Here is a 22,151-nt window from a genome sequence, read left to right as displayed (position 1 = left end):
CGCCGCAGCGTCTCAGAGCCGCGGGCGGTCCGCCGGGTGACCCCACAGGCGGGCACGCACCCAGATGAAGACGGAGAACACGACTGCGCCGGCGGTGTCGGCGACGAGGTCGACGCCGGTGTCTTCGAGGTAGAACGCGCGCGACCAGTTGACCCAGAAGTCGGTGAACAGCCGTTCGTACACCTCGAACCACGTCCCGATGGCCAGCACCAGGAGGGGGAGGACGACGAAGACGGCGAACGGGCCGCGGGCCAGCCGTGGCCGGTAGACGTAGAGGACGGCGGCGACGCCCAGTCCCGAGAGCGCGTGGACCAGGACGTCCCACCACCAGATTTTCGAGTAGAGGAACAGTCCCATGCTGGCGAAGTGGAGACCGGTGACTGCGACGCCGAAGCCGCCCACTGCGTACACCTCCGTGGGCCGGAGCGCCCGGCGTCGGCTGAACGCCTCGACCCACTGGACCGAGCGGGCGAGCGCGCCGGATGGAGAGCGCATACTCCCTCGACATCGAGCAGGGGGAAAAAGCGTTCCCCCTAGTTATCAGGGTTGGCGACGGTCGCTCGCTCGCGAACGCCGCACGCGGCTGTACGTTCGGAGGACGACGCCGAAGGCGACGGCGCCGAGCGTGTCGACCACGAGGTCGATGGCCGTGTCCTCGAGGTAGAACGCGTTCGACCAGCCGTACCAGAAGTCCTTGAACAGGCGCTCGTACACCTCGAACCACGTCCCGATACAGAGGACACAGACCGGGAGGACGACGAAGAGGCCGATCCGGGAACGGAACCCCTCGGTCCAGGCGAGGTAGAGGAGCGCGGCGACACCGAACCCCGAGGTGAAGTGGGTGAGGAGGTCCCACCACCAGAGCTCGCTGTAGATGCCGTACGCGAGACCGGCGAAGTGGAGGGCGCTGACCACGACGCCCCAGGTGAGTGCGGCCGCCCACGCCCCGCGTCGGTGTCGCCGGTAGCGGACGTTCAGGTCGCTGGCGGCGGAGGGGACGTCCGTCAGCGCCATCGCTCGTCCCCCTCGGGCAGTCGCCGCGGTCGGTGCCGGCCTCGGCTGGTGGTGGAGGGGCCCTCTGCGCCGACCCACGTCGGCCGTCGCTGCATACCGCTACTCGTTCATCCGGACGTAAATACGTGTCAGGCGACGTCCCGGTCGGCCGACCGACGAGGCGACGTCTCGTCCGAGTCGTCGACTGGTGGTGCCGAGTCGTCGACCGGTGGTGCCGGGTCGTCGACTGGTGGTGCCGAGTCGTCGACTCAGCCCTCGTCCCGGCCGTCCCAGTCGGGGTCCACCCGCGGCGGCGCGAAGATGTCGACGCCCTCGACCGGTTCGTCGCCGCGGTTCTCCGCCCCGTGGGGTTCGTCGCCCGGGATGGCGTACGAGTCGCCCGCCTCGACGACGCACTCCTCGCCGTCGACGAGAAACGTGAGCGTCCCGGCCGTGACGTACCCGGTCTGTTCGTGTGGGTGGCTGTGTTCGGGGACCGTCGCGCCGGGTTCGATGCGGAAGTGCTGGACGCTCATCTCCGTTCCGGCGGCCAGTTGCGACAGGTGGACGCCGCCGACTGCCTCGGTGGCCTCGACGTCCGCGAGTGGAACGCGCTCCATGGTCTCCCGCCCGGCGGCGAGCGATATAAGCGTACGGACGTCCCAGCGCGTGGTATGTACGCGGTCGTCGGCTGCACCGACTGTGCGGCGCTGTGGCTCCTCGCTGATCCCGACTCGTCGGCGTCGGCGCAGTGTCCCCGCTGTAGTCGCCGCCACCAGACGCGGAAACTGAAACGCTTCTTCGAGTCCGACGACCGCGACACCGCCCGACAGGCACGGGCCGAACTCCTCGCGCGGAAACAGGGCGCGTCGGAGGCGTTCTCGAATCTCGAATCCGTCGCAGAGATGGAGGCTCGGACACAGGAGCCGGCCGTCGACGACCGGGAGTATCTGGAGGGGTCGGGCCTCGACGCCGACGAGGTGGCCGCGGCCGGCCGCGAGGAGTCCCGGTCACGCACCCGCGACGAAATCGTCAGAGACGCCATCCGGCAGGGAGAGCGACCGGACGAGGACGCAGTCGTCGACTACGCGGCCGAGCACGGCGTGCCCGCGGACGCGGCCCGGGACCTCCTGGAGAAACTCACCCGTCGCGGCGAGGTTTCGGAGAGCCGCGGTCGGTACCGACTGCTCTGACCGTCCCGTCCCTCGTGTCTCTACACGACGCCCAGCAACCGCAGGGCGGTCAGGGCGGAGACGAGGACGCCCAGAGCGAGTTTCAGCACCCGGAGCGTCAGGACCGCCCGCCGGTAGTCGTCGGTTCCGGTCCCGTCGGCCGTGGCGGCGTCGGGCGCACCGCGCGAACTGTCGGTCGTCATGGTGGACGCGTCCGCCGGTGCTCACCGACGGACGCGTGACGAGCGACGGGCGTGAGCCGAAAAAGCGCGAGCCAGACGCGCGGCGGAAGTGAAAGTGAACGTATGCCGATACGTTTCCGATACCCGTTCGACGGTGTCCTCGCTGGGGAGCCGAGGTGACTGTCGTGCCCCGGTGGGGCTCTCTCGTCCGCTGCCGAGCGGGCATCCGAGTCCCTCCCCCGCCCGAGCGTCTACCGAACTTAGCGCCCGAGCGACTCGTGCGCCGAGGAGAGGTGTCTGGAGGCGAGCGCCGACAGCAGCGAGAGTTCGCCCGCGAGTGCGCCGACGGCGACACACTCCGCGAGGGCGTCGGCGTTCGTCCCCGGGGGGTCGCCGCCGCCGCGGACGCCCAGCACGTCCAGTCCCTCCGCCTGCGTCGGGAGTTTCGTCCCGCCGCCGACGGTGCCCACCTCGAGGGAGGCGAGCGACACCGACGCGTACAGCCCCTCCTCGCGGACGTCGACGGTGGTGATGGCGTTGGCCCCCTCGACGACCTGTGCGGCGTCCTGCCCCGTCGCGAGGAACATCGCGGCGACGACGTTGGCGACGTGGGCGTTGAACCCGAGCGACCCCGCCTTCGCGCTCCCCACCAGGTTCTTCCGGGTGTTCACCTCCGCGATGGCTTCGGGGGTGGTGTGGAGGCGCTCCTCGACCACCTCGCGGGGGACGAGGACGTCGGCGGTGACGCTCCGTCCCCGTCCCTCGACGGCGTTGATGGCGGCGGGCTTCTTGTCCGTACAGAGGTTGCCCGACAGCGCCACGAGCGAGGCGGTCGTCTCCGCCTCGACCACTTCACAGGCCGCCCGCGTGGCGATGGTGGCCATGTTCATCCCCATCGCGTCCTTCGTGTCGTACCGGAAGCGGAGGAAGACGTTGTCGCCGACGACGTACGGCTTCACTTCCTCCAGTTCGCCGTGGTTCGTCGTCGCCTCGGCGGCGTCCCTCAGGGTGTCGACGTTGTCCCGGACCCACGACGCCAGCGCCTCGCCCTCGACCACCGACTCGACGTGGAACACCGGCGCGCGCGTCATCCCCGTGGTGGTCACCCGGGCGGACGCCCCGCCGGCCCGGTCGATGACTGAACAGCCGCGGTTCACCGAGGCGAGGAGCGCCCCCTCGGTGGTCGCCATCGGGAGGTAGTACTCCCCCGCGGCGGCGCCGCCATCGATGGAGACGGGACCGACGACGCCCGCCGGAATCTGGACGGAACCGGTCATGTTCTCGATGTTCGGGGCGGCGGCGGCGGCGTCGAACGAGTACGCGCCGACGTGGTCGAGCGACGCGCCCGACTGCTCCTCGACGAGGAGACGGCGCGCCGCGGTGGCCGTGTCGGCGTCGGCGTGTTCTTCGAGTGCGTGGAAGCGGACCTCGCCCGCGCGGACGCGGTCGGCGAGCGTCTCGGGGGTAGGGTCCGTGTCCGAGTCGGTCATACGGCTCACGTCTCCCTCGCGAGTCTAACGCTTGTCGGTCCGTCCGCTTCCTCCCCGACTCCCGAACGTTCTTGCCCCTCCCCCGCACCTGAGGGTGTATGACCGCGGCCGCCGACCTCGTCCTCACCGACGCGGAGGTACACACGCTCACCGACCCCGACGAGACGTACGAAGCGCTCGCCGTCCGCGACGGCCGTCTCGTCCGGCTCACGAACGCCTACGACGTGGAGTTCCTCGTGGGCACCGACACCCGCGTAATCGACCTCGCTGGTCGCGTCGTGCTCCCGGGGTTCGTCGACGCCCACACCCACCTCCCGATGGTCGGCCGGCGACTCGTCCACGCCGACCTCTCCGTCGACTCGCGGTCCGACGCCGTCGACCGACTCCGTGAGCGAGCGGCCGAACTCGGCGACGCTGGAGACGACGGTGACGCGACGGACGGGTGGGTCCAGGGCTTCGGCTACGACGAGTCGCGCTGGACGGACGACCGCTACCTCACCCGCGGTGAACTCGACGAGGTCTCCGACGCTCGCCCCGTCGTGGCCTTCCGCGAGGACATGCACGTCGCCTCCGTCAACTCGGCCGCGCTCGACCGCCTCGGCCTCGAGGCGGGCGACCACGGGGGTGACGTACGGGGCGAGGACGGCAGGGCGACGGGCGTCCTCGTCGAGACGGCCGTCGACGACGTCTGGGACGCCGTCGCCCCCTCTCGGGCGGAGACGCGGACGCTCCTCACGGCCGCTCAGCGTCACGCCAACGAGCGCGGCGTCACGGGCGTCCACGACATGGTCCGGAACTCCTTCGCCCCCGAGGTGTACCGTGACCTCGACGCCGCGGGGGAACTCTCGCTCCGCGTCCGACTCAACTACTGGTCGGACCACCTCGACTCGCTCCTCGATGTCGGCCTCCGGACGAACCACGGGGCCGGTCTCGTCACCGTGGGTGCCATCAAGACCTACACCGACGGGAGCTTCGGCGGTCGCACGGCGAAGCTCTCCGAACCGTACGCCGACGCCGAGACGACGGGGCAGTGGGTCGTCCCGCCCGCGGAGTTGCACGAACTCGTGACCCGTGCCGACGCCGCGGGCCTTCAGGTGACGGCTCACGCCATCGGCGACGAGGCGGTCGACGCCGTCCTCGACGCCTTCGAGGCCGCCTCGGGGGACGACCGGGAGCGACGCCACCGCATCGAACACGCCGAACTCGCCGACGACGAGGCCATCGAACGGATGCGAGAGGCGGGCGTCGTCGCGTCGGTCCAGCCCAACTTCCTGAAGTGGGCCGACGAGGGCGGACTGTACGAGCGACGACTCGGCTCGCGCCGGACGGAGACGAACCGCTACCGGGCGATGCTCGACGCCGGCGTCGCCCTCGCGTTCGGGAGCGACTGTATGCCGCTCGACCCGCTTCTGGGCGTCTCTCACGCCGTCGACGCGCCCCACGAGGCACAGCGGCTCTCGGTCACCGAGGCGCTCCGCGCGTACACCGCCGGGGGGGCGTACGCCGGCTTCGACGAGGACCGACTCGGCACGCTCTCGGTCGGCGCCCGCGCGGACCTGGTCGCCCTCGACGAGTCGCCGTGGGAGACGGACGCCGTCGCCGACGTCGACCCCGTGTTGACCGTCGTCGACGGGCGGGTGGTGTACGAGTCCACGTCGCTGGCGTGACGTCCCCGTCCGTCACCCCCCGGCCAGCACCCGAGCGACGAGACTGAGAACCGGAATCTGTGACGCCACCCCGAGTCTGAGCACCATCGAGGCGTTGTACGGCCACGTTCGTGCCGCCTTCACGCTCGTTCGTTTCCGTTCGAGGATGTCGAGACCGGTCGCCAGACGGTCCGTCGACTCCGATTCGGCCTTCCACAGTTCGTAGAACTCGTCGTACTCGCGTCGAATCGCGTGTAGCTCCCTGCGCCGGGCGGCGGCGAGACTGGTGTGGATCGAGAGGAGGGTCACGACGAACGCGAGGACACCACCGACGGCGAATCCGAGGAGCAGGAAGAGTTCGCTCGTCGCTCCGGGCGGGCCGCCACCGAGGAGAATCGTCAGGAAACTCGTCCAGAGCCTATCCCCCGCGGCGACCGCTTCGTACAGCGTCTCGAACACGTACGCGAAGAGTACCGTGACCGCGGGGAACCACTCCACGATGACGAGTAACCCGAAGTCGATGACCGTCTCGAACCGTTCGGCCGCCGCGTCGACATCGGTGACCGGTAACGCGGCGACGTCGCGGAGGAGGAGGACGTGGCCGACGAAGAGATACACGACGAAGGCTCCGAGGAGGTTGACGACGACGAGGTTCCAGTGCCTGATGTGGCCGAACGTCCCTCCCTGGAACAGGACGAGCATGACGAAGACGTGGTACGACACGAAGAGGACGACCGGTCCGTCCAGCCGGTAGGCACGGCGGAGGCCACGGTCGACGACGTCCCGGTACGCCTCCCGCGGAACGTCGAACAGTCGGTCGCCCGTTCGCGTTTCCTCGTCGAGTGACTGCCACAGTTCCGGATAGCGCGCCGACCAGTTACAGAGCAGCACGACCTCGAAGAACGCGCCCAGCGCGTACAGGTAGAAGTCGCTCGCCTGGAGATACCCGGGTCGACCGGTGGCGACTGCCGTCACGAGACCGCTGACGTACAACCCGCCGGCGACTGCTCCCGCCGCGATTAGCGTCCCACGGGTACTCCGCGGGAGGGCGCGTGTGAGCCAGTACGCCGTCGGCTCACGACCCCGCTCGTCCCCTCGTTCGACCGACCGTCGAATCGTTCCCATCGCCCCTCACGTGCTATCGTACGACACACACGATGATAAACTACGGTCACGCCGTCCACGCCGAATCCGAACTCTCTTTGCGCCCCCGGGGAGGATACGCGCCAATGAGTGAGCGCTTCTTCGACCGTCTCCGCGCCCGTATCGACCGGGTCGACAGCGTCGTCTCGGTCGGACTCGACCCCGACCCCGCCCGCATCCCCGACCACCTCGACGAGTACGACCTGCCGCGCTGGGCGTTCAACCGCCGCATCATCGACGCCACCCACGAGCACGCCGCCTGCTACAAGCCGAACGCGGCGTTCTACGAGGACGGCGACGGCTGGCGCGCCCTCCGCGAGACCATCGCGTACGCCCACGGCAAGGACGTGCCCGTCCTCCTCGACGCGAAACGGGGCGACATCGGGAACACCTCCCGGCAGTACGCGGCACTGCTCGACCACGCCGACGCCATCACGCTCAACCCGTACCTCGGGCGCGACTCGCTCGAACCGTTCCTCTCTCGCGCCGACAAGGGCGTGTTCGTCCTCTGTCGCACCTCCAACCCCGGCGGCGGCGACCTGCAGGACCTCGAACTCTCCTCCGGCGAACGGGTGTACGAACGCGTCGCGGCGCTCGCGGACCTGTGGAACCGCAACGAGAACGTCGGCCTCGTCGTCGGCGCCACCACGCCCGAGGAGCTCGAGTCCGTCCGCGAGCAGGTGCCCGACCTCCCCTTCCTGGTCCCGGGTGTCGGCGCACAGGGCGGCGACGCGGAGGCCGCCGTCACCTACGGCCTCGCCGACGGCGTCGGTCTGGTCAACTCCTCACGGGGAATTATCTTCGCGGACGAGGAGCAGGGAGAGGGGTTCGCGAAGGCGTCGGGCGAGGCGGCCAAGCGACTGAAGAAGCGGCTCAACCAGTACCGCTGACGCGCCGCGCGCCCCTCAGTCGACGAGGCCGACGGTGTGTACGTGTGCTCGGAGGGCGCGTTCCGTCTCGAACTCCTTTCCACACGCCTCACACCGGTACGATCCGTGGTCGTCGCCGTACATATCGTCGTGCTAGTAGTCGGCACACTCGGGTATGAGCGTTCCGCCCGGTGGTCCGCGGGCCGCACGGCCGTCGGGTGCGAGACGCTTACAACCCCACACGCCTAACGTCGGGTGTGGACCGAGACCGACTCGTCTTGGGGCTCGCAGCCGTCTTCGCCGGGATGACCGTCCTCCTAGTGGTGCTCTCGTTCACCCAGCAGTTGTTCCTGCTCGTCATCGCCGTCCCGTTCGCGGCGACGACGTACTTCATGTGGTACCAGGCGAGCGGCCGCCTCCAGGAACGAACCCGAACCCGACGGGTCCGCGCGGGCAGCCGGTTCCGTGGTCCTCGCGGCGAGCAGGCCGGTCCGGGCGGGTTCGGCGCCGGCGCCCGGCGGCAGGCGGGGTCACGGTTCGGCAGCCAGCGTGCCTCCTCCGGGCCGTCACAGCGCGAGGCGTACCGGACGCTGGGTCTCGACCCCGGTGCCGACGAGGAGGCGGTCCGGAGCGCGTACCGCGAACGGGTGAAGGAGGTCCATCCGGACCGACCGTCGGGCGACGAGGACGAGTTCAAGCGCGTCAACCGGGCGTACGAACGGTTGACCGAGGATCCGACGTAATCGTTCCCACGCGAACCCACCGGTCGTGAGCGCTCGTGTGACACGGGGACTCGTACCACGGAAAGTCTTAACGTGGGGGGTTTCCTACCCGCGGGCATGAGCGCTGACCGGGCCGTTCTCGACGAGGCCCTCGAGCGCGGCGAGGAGGAGGGCGGCTACATCGAGTTCAAGGAACGGCTCTCTCGGAGCGTCCACCTCTCGGAGGGGCGGATGGAGAGCCTGGCGGCGCAACTGCGCCACCGCGTCCTCTCGGGCGACGGCACGGCGACGTACGTCATCGGCGTCACCGACGACGGCGGTATCGCCGGCATCTCGCGTGAGGACTTCTCCGAGTCGATGGACGTCCTCTCGCTCCTGGCCGAGGAGGCGGGCGCACACATCCACGACGTCGAGACGTGGGGCGTCGGCGACGACGGCCTCGTCGGCGTCGCGACCCTGCAGGAAGGAGCGATGCTCGACGGCGACGACGACCACATCGTCGTCGGAACCGCGGGACACGTCGACCACGGGAAGTCGACCCTCGTCGGGTCGCTCGTCACCGGCCGGTCCGACGACGGCGAGGGGGCGACCCGCTCGTTCCTCGACGTCCAGCCGCACGAGGTCGAACGTGGGCTCTCCGCGGACCTCTCGTACGGCGTGTACGGGTTCGACGCCGACGGCCCGGTCCGGATGGACAACCCGCACCGGAAGGCCGACCGGGCACGGGTCGTCCAGGAGGCGGAGCGCCTCGTCTCGTTCGTCGACACGGTCGGTCACGAACCGTGGCTCCGGACGACCATCCGTGGCCTGGTCGGCCAGCGACTCGACTACGGGCTCATCGTCGTCGCCGCCGACGACGGTCCGACGCGGACGACGCGCGAACACCTCGGTATCCTCTTGGCGATGGAACTGCCGACCGTCGTCGCCCTCACCAAGGTCGATATGGTCGAAGCCGGCCGCGTCAGCGAGGTCGAACGCGAGGTCGAACGACTCCTCCGCGACGTGGGGAAGACGCCCCTTCGAATCGAGCGCCACGGCGTCGAGACGGCCGTCGAAGAGATTAGCGACGCCGTCGTCCCGATTCTCAAGACCAGCGCCGTGACGAAACAGGGACTGGACGACCTCGACTACCTGTTCGAACACCTCCCGAAGACGGCCCACGAGGACGGCGACTTCCGGATGTACATCGACCGTTCGTACTCCGTCACGGGCGTCGGCGCCGTCGCCTCCGGGACGGTGAACTCCGGGACCGTCGAGGCCGGCGACGAACTCCTCGTCGGCCCGATGGCGGACGGCGCCTTCCGCGAGGTCGAAGTCCGCTCCATCGAGATGCACTACCACCGGGTCGACCGGGCGAAGGCCGGCCGCATCGTCGGCATCGCCCTCAAGGGCGTCCGCGAGGCCGACCTCGAACGGGGGATGGTGCTCCTCCCGGCCGACGCTGACCCCGCGCCGGTCAGGCGGTTCGAGGCGGAGGTGATGGTGCTCAACCACCCCACCCGCATCGGGTCGGGCTACGAACCCGTAATCCACCTCGAAACGATCAGCGAGGCGGCGGTGTTCCGACCGGAGGGCGGGCAGTTGCTCCCCGGCGACAGCGGCACGACGGACGTCGAGTTCAAGTTCCGCCCCTATCTGGTCGAGGAGGGCCAGCGCTTCGTCTTCCGCGAAGGACGGAGCAAGGGCGTCGGGACCGTCACGGAGGTCTACGAGGAGTGAGGGGGCTGACGGACGGCACGCCGCACGCGGGTGAGACGGTGTGCCGCCGCGTCGCGAGTCGTCCCACGGTCCGAGTCAGACCACGGTTCGGGTTGCCGCGCTCTGGTATGTGAACCTACGCCCACGAGTGACCGACGAGTTCGTCGAGCGAGTCGAGACGGAGGTGGGGCGTCACGTCGACCGACTCCTCGTACGCCGGGACCCAGACGCTTCTGAGTCCGGCGGCGTTGGCCCCGGCGACGTCCGACGCGAGCGAGTTCCCGACGTGGGCGGCCCGGTCGGCATTGGCGTCGAGTCTCGACAGCGCCCGGTGGAACGGTTCCGCCGCCGGTTTCGGCTCCGTGTCGTGGCCCGCGAAGACCACCGTCTCGAATGTCTCGTCGAGACCGGTTCTCGCGAGTTTCGGCCGCTGGACCGTCGGCATCCCGTTCGTCACGAGTCCCAGCCGGTACTCGTCGGCGAAGGCGTCGAGTACCTCGCGAGCTCCCGGGAGGAGCCTGACGTCGCCGTGGTCGCGACGAGCGTTGAACGCTCGGGCAACGTCGCGGCCGACTGCCGGGTCGCGCCCGCTGTCGTCCGCGATGGCCGAGAAGCACGCCTCCCGGAGCCCCTCGATGGAGTCGGTCCTCGGCAGGAACTCCTCGTAGCGCTCGAAGTACGCGTCGGCGGAGAAGAACGGGTCGACGCCGACGGCCGCGAACGCCTCGTCGAGCACCGCTGCCGTACTCCGGTTGTAGGTGACGAGCGTGTCGTCGAGGTCGAACAGTACCGTGTCGACCGATGAGGAACTCATCGCCCCTCGTAGGGTCGGCTCCGGCAAAAGTCGTACGTCGCCCTCCCGCGTAGCTCGTTCCGTCGGCGTGGTCTCGCCGGCCGCTGACTCACTCAGCGAGTCCCGTCCTCGTCCTCGCCGCCGCTCCCCTCGACTCCGTCGCTCGGCGCCGTCTCCGAGACGACGTAGCCCTCCTGTCGACGGTCCGCGAGGCCGAGGAGGACGGCCCACTCGAGGAGGCGCCCGACGCGCCCGCGCCACGTCTCGCGCCACCCGGCGGGGTCCTTGTAGTGCTCCCACTCGGGGACGCGCTCCTCGAACCGCTCGAAGACGGCGTCGGCGTCCTGCGGTTCCGGGCCGAGGACATCGAGTACCTCCTGCGCGCCGTACACCCGGTCGATGAAGGCCCGTCGGAGGTGTTCTGTCGTCGGGTCCTGTGCGCGGCGGACGAACCCGGCGTCGCGCTCCTCGATGAGTTCCAGTGCGCGGAGGAACGTGAGCCACGTCCGCGCCACGTCGCGGCTCGGGAAGTCCAGTCGACGCATGAGTCGGGCACAGCAGTCGTCTTCGGTGCCCGGTACGAGCGGGACGGCCCGCTGGGCCTCCGCGAGTCGGGCTGTCGCGTCGGGAGGCTCCGGGACGAGTTTGAACCGCATGCTCGCTCGCTCCTCACGCGAAGCCGAACGACTCCGCGAGCATCGCCTCGTCCGTGTTACCCAGCACTCGCGTCGGGCCGTCGACGACGTCGACCGTGACTTGCGCGGGCGCGAACACCGAGTCCGACACCTCGTAGAAGTCCCAGTCGGCCTCTTCGAACACCGTCTCGAACGGCGTCCCGTACTCCTCGGCGGCGGTAGAGGGCAGGTCGTCGAAGACGTCGCTGTCCTCGCGTACCTGCATGTACACCTGGCCGCCGTAGGCCAGTGCGTCGTTCGTTCGGCCCATCGCGACACCCTCGTCGTAGCTGACGGGCGCGACCGGCGCGGACCCGGACACCGTGAGGACGTCCTTCGGGTCGTAGCCGAGTTCGAAGAGGCGGAAGACGCCGAGCTCGGCCGCGCGGGACGCCATCGTCACGCTCCCGACGGTCGACCCCGTCGCGAACGTCGGCAGGAACACGCCCGACGGTTCGACGCCCGTGAGTTCCGAGACGTGCTCGGCCACCGCGTCGTCCGGCAGGTCGATGCTCTCGACGGTGAGCACCGTGAGGTCGAACTCGTCGTAGTAGCCGACGGCCTGGAACTCGCTCTCCTCGCCGACGAGCGCGCGGGCCGGCCCGGCGCCGAGGCCGTCGAACCCCGGCGCTCCCTCTTCGCCCTCGAAGGCGAGTTCCCAGCCCGCCTTCTGTGAGCAGAGGAGCGCGAGCGCCGGGTGGTCGGTCGTGAGTTCGACGTGCGGGACGGGCGCGCCCGCGACGTCGTCCATCCGCGTCTGAACGGTCGCGAGGCCGGCCGTCTGTACCTCCGCGACGAGGAGACCCGCCTCCAGGCCAGCCTCCGCGTCGACGCCGCAGTCGATGACCGTCGCCCCCGAGTCGAGTTCGTAGACGACGACCCCGAGTTCGTCGGCGAAGTCGAGCACCTCGTCGACGAGTTCGATGGCCATCCGGTTGAGACTCTCCATACCCCACCTTCCGCGGCCTCGGATAAATGGTGCCGGGTTCGCCTACCGCTCGCGCCGGGCCGCGCGCCCGAGTTCCGCCTCCACGCGGTCGACCTTCTCGCTCGCCCTCTGGGTCCGCGTGCGCTTGTCGTCTATCTTCAGGAACGTGCTCACCCGGTCACCGTCGACGGCCTTGTGCGCCGCAGCGACGGCTGCCAGCAAGGTGTCGACGTCGTCGGCTTCGACGACCGTTCCCATGGGGTTCGTCTCGTAGGAGACGTCGAAGTCGTCGAGGGCGGCGACGGCCTTCGCCACCTCGGAGGCCATACTCCCTTCGACCACCGGTGCCACGGACAGCATCGCGATGACGGTCATGAACGAGAGAGGGCGGGCGAGAAGGTAACTGTCGGTGGTCGTCGCGGCGACCGAACTGTGACACTCCTCGTCCCTGTCACGTTATCTCCCTCGCACTCGTACGCGTCTCATGTCTGTTCTCTCCCGGGTTGCCGACACCGACCCCCGGCTCGAGCGGGCGCTCGTCCTGCTCCGCGCCATCGTTCACGAGATCCGCGCCGAGCGGCTCACGTTCATGGCTGGCAGTATCGCCTACCACGCGTTCGTCTCGCTGCTCCCGTTGCTCCTCCTGGTACTCGCTGTCGTCGCCCGCATCGGCGACCAGAGCCTCCAGACGGCGTTCGAGAACTTCGTCGCCTCGGTCATCACGCCGGGGGCGGCCCCCATCTTCGTGGGTGAACTCTCCCAGGCCGGCGAGTCGGCGGGGCTGTCGCTGTTCGGGCTGGTGTTCCTCGTCTGGGGGACGCTCCGCATCTTCCGCGGCCTCGACACGGCCTTCTCGGACATCTACGAGTCGGAGGCGGCGAACACGTTCGCCGACCAGATCTCCGACGGCGTGCTCGTCCTCGTCGTCTTCGCGCTCGCCATCGTCGGGGCCATCGTCGTCGAGTCCCAGGTCACGTTCGGCGACTCCGGGTTCGGGTGGGTCCTCCACCGTCTCGTCCTCGTCTTCCTCATCGCCGTCGCACTGTTCCCGATGTACTACGTCTTCCCCGACTCGGACGTCGGCGTAACGGAAGTGATCCCCGGTGTGCTGTTCACCGCGGTCGGCCTGGCGTCGTTCGAGACGCTCTTTCGACTGTACGCTTCGGTGAGTTCGAAGGCGCAGGACCCGAGCATCGTCGCCGGCATCCTCGTCCTCCTCACGTGGCTGTACTTCTCGGGACTGGTCATCCTCCTCGGGGCAGCCATCAACGCCGTGCTGTCGAACCGCTCTCGGGACGTCAACGTCCGCCCGCTCCTCGGCGGCGTCGACTACGACGAGTCGACCGGGCCCCCCCGCGCCGAGGTGACGAGTGCGCTCGAGGCGCTCGAATACGTGCTCGACGCGGCCCCAGCGTCCGACGGCGACGGCGACGTCGTCGTGACCGTCGGCGACCGACAGGTGACGCTTCCCCGCCCCGACTCGGTCGTCGCACAGACCGACACCGGGCTCCTCGGCGGACCGGCCACGCTCGAACTCAGCTGGTCGCCGAGAGAGTCCGAGTGACCCACGGGGACGGCTCGCAGTTAATACGGCAGCGTGCGTCCCTCTCACATGGCTATCAGAATACCCGGTCCGACGACCCCCAGGACCACCCACCCGGAGGAACCAACGGAGACACAGACCCAGCGCCTCGTCGACATCGCAAGCGAGGAACCCAGTGCCGTCACCGAGTCGCGCGCGGTTCGGCCACCCGTCGCCGTCCGGAACAAGCGCCTGGCCGAGGGGTTCGGGGAGGCGTTCCTCGTCTGGCGGTGCCTCGACTGTGGCACGCTCGGGTCGCTGGACGCACTCCCCGCCCGGTGTGTCTGTGGGGCCCGTCGCGAGGCGCTCGCCTACGTCGTTGAGGACTGACCCCGCCCGACGCGCCCCACTCGCTCGCCCGTCGACGTGTCGTCGACGCAGATAGTTTCAAATACGGCTCGACCGTAGCACGTGTATGGCGATTTCTCGCCGCTGTTCTGGCTGCAACGCGCTGTTGCAGACGAAGCGCGACCTCACGAAACTCGACGGCGTGACGAAGCCCACCTGGCGCTGCCGTCGGTGTCAGACCACGGTGCCCGGCATCGTCGCCGAACGACTGAAACACCAGAAGCAACACGAGTTCTGACCCCGCCGGCCCACGCTCGACCTGAAGACCGATGTCCCCGGGCCGAGCGGTTCCGGGGACGTGGACCCGCCGCCGTATCCGACGCTCCCAGCGTCACTCGACGCCGCGTCGGTCGGGTCGTTCGTCTCCGACTACGAAACCGCGTACGTGCTCAACAGTCTCGTCGCGACCAATCCGGAGGCGACCCACGTCGACGTCGCCGTCAGCGACACACCACCGGTGCGGGAAACGGACCGCGGATACGTCGCCGACTTCGACTACACGTACGCCGTCGAGGCCGGCACGCCCGCCGACTACCCGCCGCGACACGTCGCGTATCTGGTCCGCGAGGGCGTCGTGGCGCGGGTCGAACTCGCCCCCCGACGAGGCCGCCGAACCGTTCCCGGTGTCGGCGGCGACGGTGTTCCGCTGTGAGCCCTGAACCCGGGCCGTTCACGGGCCGTCGCACTCTTCGAGGAACGTACGTGATAATTTTAATTCGTTCTGTAGTAAATCTTTAGTCGGAGCGGGCCGTCTCTGCGACTGTGAACCGCAAACTGACGCTCACCAGAGATTACCGAGGATTCGACGCCGGTACCGAGTTCGACCGCGTCGCGACGTACGACAGCTGGCACGTCTCGGCCGCCAAACTCGAAACCGTCGACAGCGCGCGACGCCTCGAGGTCACGGCCGACGAACTCGCGGAGTTCTTCGCGGCGTAAGCACACCCACTCGATTTTCGCGGATGCTCCGCACCCGCCGCTGTCGCACCACGCTCACGGCCGTCGACACGCGGTGTCGAGGCCCGAGGGCCTCACCGAGACGCCTGCGGGTTGTGGCTCCGCCGGTACATCGCTACCATCTTCCAGATGGCTCCCTCGAAGTCGCCGTCTTCGGCTTCCGTCTCCAGCTGGGTGTAGAGTTCGTCCGAGATGGTGAGTTCGGGCATTCCATCCGTGTTAACACGACACAGGAACAAGTATCTTGAGTTACACGTTCCCGAGTGAACGTCTGGACGGCCCGTTCGGGATACGCAAGCCTCCCGCTTACGCGACACCGTGCCGACTGATACGTCGATGAGACGGTTCGACGAGCGGTACGACCGCCGGACGTTCGTTCGGAGTATCGGTGTCGCAGTGGCGGGGGTCGGCCTCGCAGGATGTGCCAGCCCAGGAGAGGGAGGGGGCGAGGGCGAAGCGGACGAAGAAGGCGGTGGCGAGGACGAAGGAGGTGAGGGAGACGAGGAAGAAGACGACGAAGCGGACGAACGTCGACGCCGACCGATTGCCGAGTAACCTTGGGGAAGCGAGGCCAGGCCGCGTCCGAGCGGCCGGCTCTCTTCGTCCGTTCGCGCTGACTGCGTGAAGGCGGGGTTCAGTCCACAGCCGCGACTACACCGGACTCGCCAGACGGTGAGTGGTACGAGCGTCGCTCGCTGGGTGGTGCCCGAGAGACGTGCGCTGGCTGGGATTGTGAACCTCGGTCGTTTCGCTCGCTCACTTCACTCTCTGGTTCAAATTCACAGGAGTGATTTCGCCTCGAAACGCGACTCGCTCCGCTCGTCGGTTTGCGTCGGCAGAAATGCGCTGGCTGGGATTTGAACCCAGGTTGTGACCATGGCAAGGTCACGTGATACCACTACACTACCAGCGCGGTCACGCGCTCTGCGCATTACCAACTGACGCCACCGTTGTATAAAAATCCGTCCTTTCACCGACGCCGTGACAGAGAACCACAGTACCGGGCCGAGGCTGTGCCGACTGTGTACACGACCCAAACAGCTTTGATACTCCCATTCTATTGACCAGTGAACCCCCATGAGCACTACAGAGGAAGTTCTCGACCACCATCTGGACGCGTTCACGACGCAGGATCTGGACGAGGTGATGGTCGACTACGACGAGGACTCGGTCGTCATCACGAACATGGGAACGTTCCACGGTCTCGACGAAATCGAGGAGCTGTTCACCGGACTCTTCGACGAGTACGCACAGGCCGGCTCGACGGTCGAACTCGAGATGAAAGAGGTCGAGGGCGACACTGCGTACATCGTCTGGCACGGCGAGACGCCGGACAACGACTACGAGTTCTGCACGGACACGTTCCGCATCGAGGACGGCGTCATCACGATACAGACGTTCGCCGGCAAGGTCGAGCCGAAGTGAGGAGCGTCGTCCACACGCGCTCGCCGCCGAACCTTTCCTCCCGTACGTACGCGCGCGAGCGGTAGCAGTACTGGACGGTGTGTGCCGACCCGGGTAACGCCGACGGGGTGTTGTGTACCGGTCCCACGTGAGTCCGACACACGAATCCCGTGTACACGAGACTGTCAGCCCCTCACACCCCCACACGCGATTCGCTACCCTTTTCAACGAGGCTCGGGTACGTCGGGTACAGTCTAGACGCGACGATGGACGGCTCGGCATGACACTCAGCGTACTCGTGCCGTCTTCCCTCGTCCGGGAAGCCGAGGACCAGCGCGAGGCGACTCGCAAACTCGGCTACGTCGCCCGTGCGGCGACGGTATTCCGGGCGGACCGACTCGTCGTCTTCCCCGACCGGGAAGGCGAGAGACGGTGGGGAGGCGGGTTCGTCGAAACCGTGCTGCGGTACGCCGCCACACCACCCCACCTCCGAAAGGAGGTGTGGGACAGGCGGGACGAACTGGCGTACGTCGGTGTCCTGCCGCCCCTCCGAATCGCGTCTACGACCGGCTCCGATTCGAACGAATCGGGGTCGTTAACACAGGGAATCGTGACTGAGGTCGGACCTGAAGGCCGCGTCCGGGTCACTTGCGGACTGCAACACCCGATCTCCCTCCTCACGCCTCCAGAGATGGAGGTGGAGGCGGGAGAGCGCGTCACCATCAGGATCTCTTCGAGAGAGCCGGTCCGTGCGCGGATCGTCGACGCCCCACAGCCGGGGTACGACGTCTCCCGGATGGACCTCGCGGAAGCGCTGGGCCGCCCCGACGCCGGGGTTCGCGTGGCGACATCCCGCTTCGGGCGACCGCTGTCCGCCCACGACGTGGCGGACCTCTCCCGACAGGTCGCAGGAGGCGCGACAGTCGCCTTCGGTGCGCCGGGTCGGGGGCTTCCGGACATCCTCGGCATCGAGACCGAGGCCGTCGCCGCCGCGGAAGGTGGCGAAGTCGAACCCGACGATCCGGGGTTCGACCTCTGGCTGAATACGATTCCGAATCAGGGCAGCGAGGTGGTGCGGACGGAGGAAGCGATGTTCGCCTCCCTCGCGACCCTGACACTCCCAAGCCAGACGGAGTAAGACACATGCCACAACCAAGCAGACCACGCAAAGGCTCGATGGGCTACAGCCCGCGAAAGCGCGCGGAGAGCGAGGTTCCGCGGTTCCGCTCGTGGCCCGACGACGATGGCTCCCCTGCACTGCAGGGCTTCGCCGGCTACAAGGCCGGGATGACCCACGTCGTCATGGTCAACGACCACGCGAACTCCGCCCGTGAAGGGATGGAGGAGTCGGTCCCGGTGACCGTCGTCGAGACGCCGCCGATGCGCGCCGTCGCCCTCAGAGCCTACGAACAGACGTCGTACGGTATGAAGCCGACCACCGAGGTGTGGGCGAGCGAGTTCCACGAGGACCTCTCCCGCACGCTCTCGCTGCCGGCCGAAGACACGTTCGAAGACGACGCCGACGACCTCCGCGCCCTCCTCGACGAGGGTGCGGTCGACGACCTCCGGGTCATCACGCACACGGTCCCCGGCGCGCTCGCGAACGTCCCGAAGAAGAAGCCCGACGTGATGGAGACGCGCGTCGGCGGCGGCTCGATCGACGAGCGCGCCGACTTCGCGCTCGACCTCGTCGAGTCCGGCGGTGAACACGCCATGAGCGACGTGTTCCGCCCCGGTCAGTACCTCGACGTGTCGGGCATCACCAAGGGCAAGGGCACCCAGGGCCCCGTCAAGCGCTGGGGCGTCCAGAAGCGCAAAGGGAAGCACGCCCGGCAGGGGTGGCGCCGCCGCATCGGCAACCTCGGCCCGTGGAACCCCTCGCGCGTCCGCTCGACCGTCCCCCAGCAGGGGCAGACGGGCTACCACCAGCGGACCGAACTCAACAAGCGCCTCGTCGACGTCGGCGACGGCGCGGAGGCCAGCGTCGACGGCGGCTTCGTCAACTACGGCGAGGTCGACGGCCCGTACGCGCTGGTGAAGGGTTCGCTCCCGGGACCGAACAAGCGGCTCCTGCGGTTCCGCCCGGCCATCCGGCCGAACGACCAGCCGCGCCTCGACCCCGAGGTGCGCTACGTCTCCACCGCCTCGAACCAAGGATAATGAAAGCAACAGTACGCGACCTGAACGGCGACGACGCGGGCGAGGTCGACCTCCCCGACGTCTTCGACACGCCCTACCGCCCGGACCTCATCCAGCGGGCAGTCGTTGCCGCGCAGGCCAACCGGAAGCAGGCGTACGGCGCCGACCCCTACGCCGGGATGCGGACCCCGGCGGAGTCCTTCGGGAGCGGCCGCGGCATGGCTCACGTCCCTCGCGAGAACGGGCAGGGCCGTCGCGTCCCCCAGACCGTGGGTGGCCGCAAGGCCCACCCGCCGAAGGCCGAGAAGGACCAGGGGAAGCGAATCAACGACAAGGAGCGGCAACTCGCCGTCCGGTCGGCCATCGCGGCCACCGCGGACGCCGACCTCGTGCGCGAGCGCGGTCACCAGTTCGACTCCGAACTGGCGCTCCCGCTCGTCGTGAGCGACGAGTTCGAGGAACTCGTAAAGACGAAGGAGGTCGTCTCCTTCCTCGAGGCCGCGGGCCTCCACGCCGACGTCGAGCGCGCGGACGAGCGGACGGTTCGCGCCGGCCGCGGGAAGACCCGTGGTCGCAAGTACCGCCGGCCGACCTCTCTCCTCTTCGTCACGAGCGAGGAGCCCTCGAAGGCGGCCCGCAACCTCGCCGGCGCCGACGTCGCCACCGCGGCGAACGTCTCCGCCGAGGACCTCGCGCCGGGCACCCACGCCGGGCGCCTGACCGTGTGGACCGAGAGCGCCCTCGCGGAGGTGGCCGAGCGATGACGGGCATCATCCATCACCCGCTCGTCACGGAGAAGGCGATGAACGAGATGGACTTCGACAACAAGCTCCAGTTCATCGTCCACCTCGACGCCACCAAGACGGAGATCAAAGCAGAGGTCGAACGTCGCTACGAGGTCACCATCGACAAGGTGAACACGCAGGTGACGCCCAAGGGCAGGAAGAAGGCGACCGTCCGGCTGAGCGAGGAAGACGACGCACAGGAGATCGCCTCCAGAATCGGGGTGTTCTAGATGGGACGACGAATCCAGGGTCAGAAACGCGGACACGGCTCCTCGACGTACCGGGCGCCGTCGCACCGCTACAAGGCTGAACTGTCGCACAAGAAGTCAGAGGACGACGACACCATCTCCGGAACGGTCGTCGACATCGAGCACGACCCCGCCCGGAGTGCGCCCATCGCCGCCATCGAGTTCGATGACGGCGACCAGCGTCTCGTCCTCGCGCCGGAAGGCGTCACCGTCGGCGACACCATCCAGGTCGGCGTCTCGGCGGAGATCAAGCCGGGCAACACGCTCCCCCTCGCGGAGATTCCGGAAGGGGTCCCGGTCTGTAACGTCGAGTCCCAGCCCGGCGACGGCGGGAAGTTCGCCCGCGCCTCGGGCACCTCGGCACAGCTGCTGAGCCACGACCGTCGTGTAGCCGTGGTGAAGCTCCCCTCGGGCGAGGTCAAGCGCCTCAGCCCCGAGTGCCGCGCCACCATCGGCGTCGTCGCCGGCGGTGGGCGGACGGAGAAGCCGTTCGTCAAGGCCGGCAACAAGTACCACAAGATGCGCTCGCGCGGCTCGAAGTACCCGCGCGTTCGCGGCGTCGCGATGAACGCCGTCGACCACCCGTTCGGTGGCGGCGGCCGACAGCACCCCGGAAAGCCGAAGTCCGTCTCGCGCAACGCGCCGCCGGGCCGTAAGGTGGGCGACATCGCCTCCAAGCGGACCGGTCGTGGCGGCAAGGCAGGGAACAAATAATGAGTCAGGAATACCGTACCGGCCGCGAGGGTGAGTTCACCTACCGCGGTCACACGCTCGACGAGTTGCAGGACATGGAGCTCGACGAGGTCGCGGAACTGCTCCCCGCTCGCCAGCGGCGAACCATCACTCGTGGGCTGACGGCCCAGCACGAGAAGCTGCTCGAGACGGTCCGTGACGCGGACCCCGAGGGGACGGCGAACGACCCCATCCGGACGCACCTGCGGGACATGGTCGTCCTGCCGTCGTTCGTCGAGAAGACGTTCGCCGTCTACAACGGACAGGAGTTCGAGCGCGTGCGCATCCAGCCCGAGATGATCGGGCACTACCTGGGCGAGTTCCAGCTCACGCGTACCTCCGTCGAGCACGGCCAGGCCGGCATCGGTGCGACCCGCTCGTCGAAGTTCGTGCCACTCAAGTAAACCATGGGAATCAACTACAGCGTCGAGGCCGACCCGGAGACCACCGCCAAGGGGATGCTCCGCGACCGGCCCATCAGCCTCAAGCACAGCAAGGCCATCTCCCGTGCCATCAAGGGGAAGACGGTCACCGAGGCCGAGGCGTACCTCGAGGCCGTCATCAACGAGGAGCGTTCCGTCCCGTTCAAGCAGCACAACACCGGCGTCGGACACCGCTCCGACATCGACGGCTGGGACGCCGGACGGTACCCCGAGAAGGCGTCGAAGGACTTCCTGAAGCTCATCGAGAACGTCCGCAACAACGCGGACGAGCAGGGCTTCGAGGGGAGTGAGATGGTCGTCAAGCACGTCGCCGCGCACAAGACGGGCGAGCGTCCCGGCCGGAAGCCGCGTGCGTTCGGCCGCGCCGACCCGTGGAACACGACGCTCTGCGACGTCGAACTCATCATCGAACAGGAGGAGGCCGAATAATGGCTGACGAACATCAGTTCATCGAGAACGGACTCCAGCGGTCACAGATCGACGAGTTCTTCGCGGACGAACTCGGTCGCGCCGGCTACGGCGGGATGGAAGTCGCGAAGACGCCGATGGGCACCCAGATCGTCCTCAAGGCCGAGAAGCCCGGGATGGTCATCGGCAAGGGTGGGAAGAACATCCGCAAGGTGACCCGCGAACTCGAAGAGCGCTTCGACCTGGACGACCCTCAGATCGACGTCCAGGAGGTCGACGAACCCGACCTGAACGCGCGCATCGTCGCGGACCGCCTCGCGAACGCCCTCGAACGTGGCTGGTACTTCCGGAAGGCCGGCCACACGACCATCGACCGCATCATGGAAGCCGGCGCACTGGGTGCCGAGATCGTCCTGAGCGGGAAGGTCACGGGCGCTCGCTCGCGCGTCGAGAAGTTCAACCGCGGCTACATCAAGCACAACGGTGAGCCCGCGGAAGAGATCGTCGACGAGGGTCAGGGCGTCGCCGTCATGAAGCTCGGCACCATCGGCGTCACGGTGAAGATCATCCCGCCGGGAGCCGAACTCCCCGACGACTTCCACATCGAGGAGGACGTCGAGGTCGAGGCCGTCGAACAGGTCGCCGAGGCCGGCGGCGAGAGCGTCGAGGAACTCCTCACCGAAGAGCCCGAGGACGTCCCCGACTTCTCCGACGAGGACGTCGAGGTCCCCACCGACGAGCCCGACGAGGTGCTCGACGAGGAGGACATCGAGGTCGTCGACGAGGAGGACATCG

General features: G+C 68.3%; 31 protein-coding genes and 1 tRNA gene. 20 read left to right on the top strand and 12 right to left on the bottom strand.

Annotation, left to right across the window (positions count from 1 at the left end):
- Positions 1-12: 12 nt before the first annotated feature.
- From ACESK5_RS08440 to ACESK5_RS08430, 3 genes are all read right to left on the bottom strand, one after another.
- Positions 13-411, bottom strand: a complete 399-nt coding sequence (locus ACESK5_RS08440) for a hypothetical protein (protein ID WP_372911134.1) — start codon at positions 409-411, stop codon at positions 13-15.
- 129 nt (positions 412-540) lie between these two features.
- Positions 541-1,014 (bottom strand): hypothetical protein, encoded by a 474-nt coding sequence (locus ACESK5_RS08435; protein ID WP_372911116.1) that lies wholly within the window; start codon positions 1,012-1,014, stop codon positions 541-543.
- A 248-nt stretch (positions 1,015-1,262) separates the two neighbouring features.
- Positions 1,263-1,613, bottom strand: a complete 351-nt coding sequence (locus tag ACESK5_RS08430; RefSeq protein ID WP_372911115.1) for a cupin domain-containing protein — start codon at positions 1,611-1,613, stop codon at positions 1,263-1,265.
- A 54-nt stretch (positions 1,614-1,667) separates the two neighbouring features.
- Here ACESK5_RS08430 and ACESK5_RS08425 point away from each other — a divergent pair, with 54 nt between their 5' ends.
- The gene (locus ACESK5_RS08425) at positions 1,668-2,186 is read left to right on the top strand and encodes a DUF5817 domain-containing protein (RefSeq protein ID WP_372911114.1); all 519 of its coding nucleotides are present in this window, start codon (positions 1,668-1,670) and stop codon (positions 2,184-2,186) included.
- Between the two features lie 20 nt (positions 2,187-2,206).
- Here ACESK5_RS08425 and ACESK5_RS08420 read toward each other — a convergent pair whose 3' ends face one another.
- Both ACESK5_RS08420 and hmgA read right to left on the bottom strand, forming a co-directional pair.
- A complete protein-coding gene (locus tag ACESK5_RS08420; RefSeq protein WP_372911113.1) occupies positions 2,207-2,368 on the bottom strand; it encodes a hypothetical protein in 162 nt (53 codons plus the stop codon).
- Between the two features lie 239 nt (positions 2,369-2,607).
- On the bottom strand, positions 2,608-3,837 hold the full coding sequence (gene hmgA / locus ACESK5_RS08415; protein WP_372911112.1) for a hydroxymethylglutaryl-CoA reductase (NADPH): 1,230 nt from the start codon (positions 3,835-3,837) through the stop codon (positions 2,608-2,610).
- A gap of 98 nt (positions 3,838-3,935) precedes the next feature.
- Here hmgA and ACESK5_RS08410 point away from each other — a divergent pair, with 98 nt between their 5' ends.
- A complete protein-coding gene (locus tag ACESK5_RS08410) occupies positions 3,936-5,504 on the top strand; it encodes an amidohydrolase (protein ID WP_372911111.1) in 1,569 nt (522 codons plus the stop codon).
- A 12-nt stretch (positions 5,505-5,516) separates the two neighbouring features.
- Here the strand turns inward: ACESK5_RS08410 and ACESK5_RS08405 are convergent, their stop codons facing one another.
- Entirely contained in the window at positions 5,517-6,608 is a 1,092-nt protein-coding gene (locus ACESK5_RS08405) for a hypothetical protein (protein WP_372911110.1), read from the bottom strand.
- A 104-nt stretch (positions 6,609-6,712) separates the two neighbouring features.
- On the opposite strand from ACESK5_RS08405, the gene pyrF reads away from it, so the two are divergent.
- The 3 genes from pyrF (at position 6,713) to ACESK5_RS08390 (ending at position 9,936) form a co-directional block, all read left to right on the top strand.
- Positions 6,713-7,516, top strand: coding sequence for an orotidine-5'-phosphate decarboxylase (gene pyrF / locus ACESK5_RS08400; RefSeq protein WP_372911109.1), 804 nt, complete (start codon positions 6,713-6,715; stop codon positions 7,514-7,516).
- 236 nt (positions 7,517-7,752) lie between these two features.
- Positions 7,753-8,238, top strand: a complete 486-nt coding sequence (locus ACESK5_RS08395; RefSeq protein ID WP_372911108.1) for a J domain-containing protein — start codon at positions 7,753-7,755, stop codon at positions 8,236-8,238.
- 96 nt (positions 8,239-8,334) lie between these two features.
- Positions 8,335-9,936: a GTPBP1 family GTP-binding protein gene (locus ACESK5_RS08390; RefSeq protein ID WP_372911107.1), complete on the top strand. Its 1,602-nt coding sequence runs from the start codon at positions 8,335-8,337 to the stop codon at positions 9,934-9,936.
- Between the two features lie 115 nt (positions 9,937-10,051).
- On the opposite strand, the gene ACESK5_RS08385 is transcribed toward ACESK5_RS08390, so the two are convergent.
- The 4 genes from ACESK5_RS08385 to ACESK5_RS08370 all read right to left on the bottom strand — a co-directional run bounded on the left by ACESK5_RS08385 (position 10,052) and on the right by ACESK5_RS08370 (position 12,685).
- Entirely contained in the window at positions 10,052-10,729 is a 678-nt protein-coding gene (locus ACESK5_RS08385) for an HAD family hydrolase (protein WP_372911106.1), read from the bottom strand.
- Positions 10,730-10,821: 92 nt separating this feature from the next.
- The gene (locus ACESK5_RS08380; RefSeq protein WP_372911105.1) at positions 10,822-11,364 is read right to left on the bottom strand and encodes a hypothetical protein; all 543 of its coding nucleotides are present in this window, start codon (positions 11,362-11,364) and stop codon (positions 10,822-10,824) included.
- A gap of 13 nt (positions 11,365-11,377) precedes the next feature.
- Positions 11,378-12,331, bottom strand: coding sequence for a methenyltetrahydromethanopterin cyclohydrolase (mch, locus tag ACESK5_RS08375; RefSeq protein ID WP_372911104.1), 954 nt, complete (start codon positions 12,329-12,331; stop codon positions 11,378-11,380).
- Between the two features lie 42 nt (positions 12,332-12,373).
- On the bottom strand, positions 12,374-12,685 hold the full coding sequence (locus ACESK5_RS08370) for an MTH1187 family thiamine-binding protein (RefSeq protein ID WP_372911103.1): 312 nt from the start codon (positions 12,683-12,685) through the stop codon (positions 12,374-12,376).
- Positions 12,686-12,794: 109 nt separating this feature from the next.
- On the opposite strand from ACESK5_RS08370, the gene ACESK5_RS08365 reads away from it, so the two are divergent.
- The 5 genes from ACESK5_RS08365 to ACESK5_RS08345 all read left to right on the top strand — a co-directional run bounded on the left by ACESK5_RS08365 (position 12,795) and on the right by ACESK5_RS08345 (position 15,179).
- Positions 12,795-13,874 (top strand): YihY/virulence factor BrkB family protein, encoded by a 1,080-nt coding sequence (locus ACESK5_RS08365; protein ID WP_372911102.1) that lies wholly within the window; start codon positions 12,795-12,797, stop codon positions 13,872-13,874.
- A 48-nt stretch (positions 13,875-13,922) separates the two neighbouring features.
- Positions 13,923-14,222 carry a hypothetical protein gene (locus ACESK5_RS08360; RefSeq protein WP_372911101.1) on the top strand — a complete coding sequence of 100 codons (300 nt, stop codon included), beginning with the start codon at positions 13,923-13,925 and terminating at the stop codon, positions 14,220-14,222.
- 85 nt (positions 14,223-14,307) lie between these two features.
- Positions 14,308-14,478 (top strand): hypothetical protein, encoded by a 171-nt coding sequence (locus tag ACESK5_RS08355; RefSeq protein ID WP_372911100.1) that lies wholly within the window; start codon positions 14,308-14,310, stop codon positions 14,476-14,478.
- A 60-nt stretch (positions 14,479-14,538) separates the two neighbouring features.
- On the top strand, positions 14,539-14,892 hold the full coding sequence (locus ACESK5_RS08350) for a hypothetical protein (protein WP_372911099.1): 354 nt from the start codon (positions 14,539-14,541) through the stop codon (positions 14,890-14,892).
- 110 nt (positions 14,893-15,002) lie between these two features.
- Positions 15,003-15,179, top strand: a complete 177-nt coding sequence (locus tag ACESK5_RS08345; protein WP_372911098.1) for a hypothetical protein — start codon at positions 15,003-15,005, stop codon at positions 15,177-15,179.
- Positions 15,180-15,271: 92 nt separating this feature from the next.
- Here the strand turns inward: ACESK5_RS08345 and ACESK5_RS08340 are convergent, their stop codons facing one another.
- On the bottom strand, positions 15,272-15,406 hold the full coding sequence (locus tag ACESK5_RS08340; RefSeq protein ID WP_372911097.1) for a hypothetical protein: 135 nt from the start codon (positions 15,404-15,406) through the stop codon (positions 15,272-15,274).
- Positions 15,407-15,533: 127 nt separating this feature from the next.
- Between ACESK5_RS08340 and ACESK5_RS08335 the strand changes: the two genes are divergently transcribed.
- Complete coding sequence (locus ACESK5_RS08335) at positions 15,534-15,752, top strand: hypothetical protein (protein ID WP_372911096.1); 219 nt, start codon at positions 15,534-15,536, stop codon at positions 15,750-15,752.
- Positions 15,753-16,039: 287 nt separating this feature from the next.
- Here ACESK5_RS08335 and ACESK5_RS08330 read toward each other — a convergent pair.
- Positions 16,040-16,110: transfer RNA gene (locus ACESK5_RS08330), tRNA-Gly, on the bottom strand.
- Between the two features lie 164 nt (positions 16,111-16,274).
- Between ACESK5_RS08330 and ACESK5_RS08325 the strand changes: the two genes are divergently transcribed.
- The 9 genes from ACESK5_RS08325 to ACESK5_RS08285 all read left to right on the top strand — a co-directional run.
- The gene (locus ACESK5_RS08325; protein ID WP_372911095.1) at positions 16,275-16,622 is read left to right on the top strand and encodes a nuclear transport factor 2 family protein; all 348 of its coding nucleotides are present in this window, start codon (positions 16,275-16,277) and stop codon (positions 16,620-16,622) included.
- Between the two features lie 259 nt (positions 16,623-16,881).
- Positions 16,882-17,739, top strand: coding sequence for a putative RNA uridine N3 methyltransferase (locus tag ACESK5_RS08320; RefSeq protein WP_372911094.1), 858 nt, complete (start codon positions 16,882-16,884; stop codon positions 17,737-17,739).
- Positions 17,740-17,744: 5 nt separating this feature from the next.
- Positions 17,745-18,761 carry a 50S ribosomal protein L3 gene (locus ACESK5_RS08315; RefSeq protein ID WP_372911093.1) on the top strand — a complete coding sequence of 339 codons (1,017 nt, stop codon included), beginning with the start codon at positions 17,745-17,747 and terminating at the stop codon, positions 18,759-18,761.
- Complete coding sequence (gene rpl4p / locus ACESK5_RS08310) at positions 18,761-19,504, top strand: 50S ribosomal protein L4 (protein WP_372911092.1); 744 nt, start codon at positions 18,761-18,763, stop codon at positions 19,502-19,504. The genes ACESK5_RS08315 and rpl4p overlap by 1 nt, the downstream gene beginning before the upstream one ends.
- Complete coding sequence (locus tag ACESK5_RS08305) at positions 19,501-19,755, top strand: 50S ribosomal protein L23 (protein WP_372911091.1); 255 nt, start codon at positions 19,501-19,503, stop codon at positions 19,753-19,755. Before rpl4p ends, ACESK5_RS08305 begins: the two co-directional genes overlap by 4 nt.
- Positions 19,756-20,487: a 50S ribosomal protein L2 gene (locus ACESK5_RS08300; protein ID WP_372911090.1), complete on the top strand. Its 732-nt coding sequence runs from the start codon at positions 19,756-19,758 to the stop codon at positions 20,485-20,487.
- Positions 20,487-20,909, top strand: coding sequence for a 30S ribosomal protein S19 (locus tag ACESK5_RS08295; RefSeq protein WP_372911089.1), 423 nt, complete (start codon positions 20,487-20,489; stop codon positions 20,907-20,909). Before ACESK5_RS08300 ends, ACESK5_RS08295 begins: the two co-directional genes overlap by 1 nt.
- 3 nt (positions 20,910-20,912) lie before the next feature.
- Complete coding sequence (locus ACESK5_RS08290; RefSeq protein WP_372911088.1) at positions 20,913-21,377, top strand: 50S ribosomal protein L22; 465 nt, start codon at positions 20,913-20,915, stop codon at positions 21,375-21,377.
- The coding region (locus ACESK5_RS08285; RefSeq protein WP_372911087.1) for a 30S ribosomal protein S3 at positions 21,377-22,151 on the top strand (775 nt) is incomplete at its 3' end. The genes ACESK5_RS08290 and ACESK5_RS08285, both read left to right, overlap by 1 nt.

Origin of the sequence: Salinigranum sp. (assembly GCF_041641895.1) — an archaeon.
Lineage (GTDB): Archaea > Halobacteriota > Halobacteria > Halobacteriales > Haloferacaceae > Salinigranum.
This window is presented reverse-complemented; position numbering and strand designations above follow the sequence as displayed.

Coding starts and splice junctions, on each gene's coding strand:
- ACESK5_RS08435 (WP_372911116.1), bottom strand. CDS start 1,014: ATGGCGCTGACGGACGTCCCCTCCGCCGCCAGCGACCTGAACGTCCGC.
- ACESK5_RS08430 (WP_372911115.1), bottom strand. CDS start 1,613: ATGGAGCGCGTTCCACTCGCGGACGTCGAGGCCACCGAGGCAGTCGGC.
- ACESK5_RS08425 (WP_372911114.1), top strand. CDS start 1,668: ATGTACGCGGTCGTCGGCTGCACCGACTGTGCGGCGCTGTGGCTCCTC.
- ACESK5_RS08420 (WP_372911113.1), bottom strand. CDS start 2,368: ATGACGACCGACAGTTCGCGCGGTGCGCCCGACGCCGCCACGGCCGAC.
- hmgA (WP_372911112.1), bottom strand. CDS start 3,837: ATGACCGACTCGGACACGGACCCTACCCCCGAGACGCTCGCCGACCGC.
- ACESK5_RS08410 (WP_372911111.1), top strand. CDS start 3,936: ATGACCGCGGCCGCCGACCTCGTCCTCACCGACGCGGAGGTACACACG.
- ACESK5_RS08405 (WP_372911110.1), bottom strand. CDS start 6,608: ATGGGAACGATTCGACGGTCGGTCGAACGAGGGGACGAGCGGGGTCGT.
- pyrF (WP_372911109.1), top strand. CDS start 6,713: ATGAGTGAGCGCTTCTTCGACCGTCTCCGCGCCCGTATCGACCGGGTC.
- ACESK5_RS08390 (WP_372911107.1), top strand. CDS start 8,335: ATGAGCGCTGACCGGGCCGTTCTCGACGAGGCCCTCGAGCGCGGCGAG.
- ACESK5_RS08385 (WP_372911106.1), bottom strand. CDS start 10,729: ATGAGTTCCTCATCGGTCGACACGGTACTGTTCGACCTCGACGACACG.
- ACESK5_RS08380 (WP_372911105.1), bottom strand. CDS start 11,364: ATGCGGTTCAAACTCGTCCCGGAGCCTCCCGACGCGACAGCCCGACTC.
- mch (WP_372911104.1), bottom strand. CDS start 12,331: ATGGAGAGTCTCAACCGGATGGCCATCGAACTCGTCGACGAGGTGCTC.
- ACESK5_RS08370 (WP_372911103.1), bottom strand. CDS start 12,685: ATGACCGTCATCGCGATGCTGTCCGTGGCACCGGTGGTCGAAGGGAGT.
- ACESK5_RS08365 (WP_372911102.1), top strand. CDS start 12,795: ATGTCTGTTCTCTCCCGGGTTGCCGACACCGACCCCCGGCTCGAGCGG.
- ACESK5_RS08360 (WP_372911101.1), top strand. CDS start 13,923: ATGGCTATCAGAATACCCGGTCCGACGACCCCCAGGACCACCCACCCG.
- ACESK5_RS08355 (WP_372911100.1), top strand. CDS start 14,308: ATGGCGATTTCTCGCCGCTGTTCTGGCTGCAACGCGCTGTTGCAGACG.
- ACESK5_RS08340 (WP_372911097.1), bottom strand. CDS start 15,406: ATGCCCGAACTCACCATCTCGGACGAACTCTACACCCAGCTGGAGACG.
- ACESK5_RS08335 (WP_372911096.1), top strand. CDS start 15,534: ATGAGACGGTTCGACGAGCGGTACGACCGCCGGACGTTCGTTCGGAGT.
- ACESK5_RS08325 (WP_372911095.1), top strand. CDS start 16,275: ATGAGCACTACAGAGGAAGTTCTCGACCACCATCTGGACGCGTTCACG.
- ACESK5_RS08320 (WP_372911094.1), top strand. CDS start 16,882: ATGACACTCAGCGTACTCGTGCCGTCTTCCCTCGTCCGGGAAGCCGAG.
- ACESK5_RS08315 (WP_372911093.1), top strand. CDS start 17,745: ATGCCACAACCAAGCAGACCACGCAAAGGCTCGATGGGCTACAGCCCG.
- rpl4p (WP_372911092.1), top strand. CDS start 18,761: ATGAAAGCAACAGTACGCGACCTGAACGGCGACGACGCGGGCGAGGTC.
- ACESK5_RS08305 (WP_372911091.1), top strand. CDS start 19,501: ATGACGGGCATCATCCATCACCCGCTCGTCACGGAGAAGGCGATGAAC.
- ACESK5_RS08300 (WP_372911090.1), top strand. CDS start 19,756: ATGGGACGACGAATCCAGGGTCAGAAACGCGGACACGGCTCCTCGACG.
- ACESK5_RS08295 (WP_372911089.1), top strand. CDS start 20,487: ATGAGTCAGGAATACCGTACCGGCCGCGAGGGTGAGTTCACCTACCGC.
- ACESK5_RS08290 (WP_372911088.1), top strand. CDS start 20,913: ATGGGAATCAACTACAGCGTCGAGGCCGACCCGGAGACCACCGCCAAG.